This window comes from Myxococcus vastator, assembly GCF_010894475.1.
In the GTDB taxonomy this organism is placed as follows: Bacteria; Myxococcota; Myxococcia; order Myxococcales; family Myxococcaceae; genus Myxococcus; species Myxococcus vastator.
The window spans coordinates 1-571 of sequence record NZ_JAAIYB010000952.1 but is presented as its reverse complement, the minus strand read 5'-3'; the positions used below and the strand labels follow the sequence as shown (position 1 = coordinate 571).

At 70.8% G+C, this 571-nt stretch carries 1 protein-coding gene; it reads right to left on the bottom strand.

The features are described 5' to 3' along the window. The coding region (locus G4D87_RS38515) for a CurL C-terminal domain-containing protein (protein WP_163787683.1) at positions 1 to 571 on the bottom strand (571 nt) is incomplete at both ends.

The window sequence follows — 571 nt, the reverse complement described above, 5'->3', positions numbered from 1 at the left end:
CACCACGCCCCCCACCACCTCGCCCGCGGCCGTCCTCTCCAGCTTCTCCTTCAGCTCCTCCGCGCTCCCTCCCACCACCGCCATCCGCTGCTCCTGGTGCGCCCGCCCCACTGACGCCGTGAAGCACACGTCTCCCACCGACGCTTCTCCCAGCGCTCCCGCGTACCTCTTCGCCTGCTCCTCCAGCGCGCTCGGACTCCTCGCAGACACCACCAGCATGTGCCTCGGGCGCTCCACCACGTCCTGCTTCCGGACGGGCTCCGGCCTCGGTGGCGCCTCTTCCAGGATGAGGTGCGCGTTGGTGCCGCTGAAGCCGAAGGAGCTGACGCCCGCCACGCGCCGCCCCTGCGCCGGCTCCCACGCCGTCAGCTTCGTCGGCACCTCCACCGCCATCCGCTCCCAGCCGATGTGCGGGTTCGGCGTCTGGAAGTGCAGGTGCGGTGGCAACTGCTTGTTCCTCAGCGACAGCACCACCTTCATCACCGCCGCCACTCCCGCCGCTGACTCCAGGTGCCCCACGTTCGTCTTCGCCGAACCCATCCACAGCGACTCCCCGCTCCTCCCCTCCCCC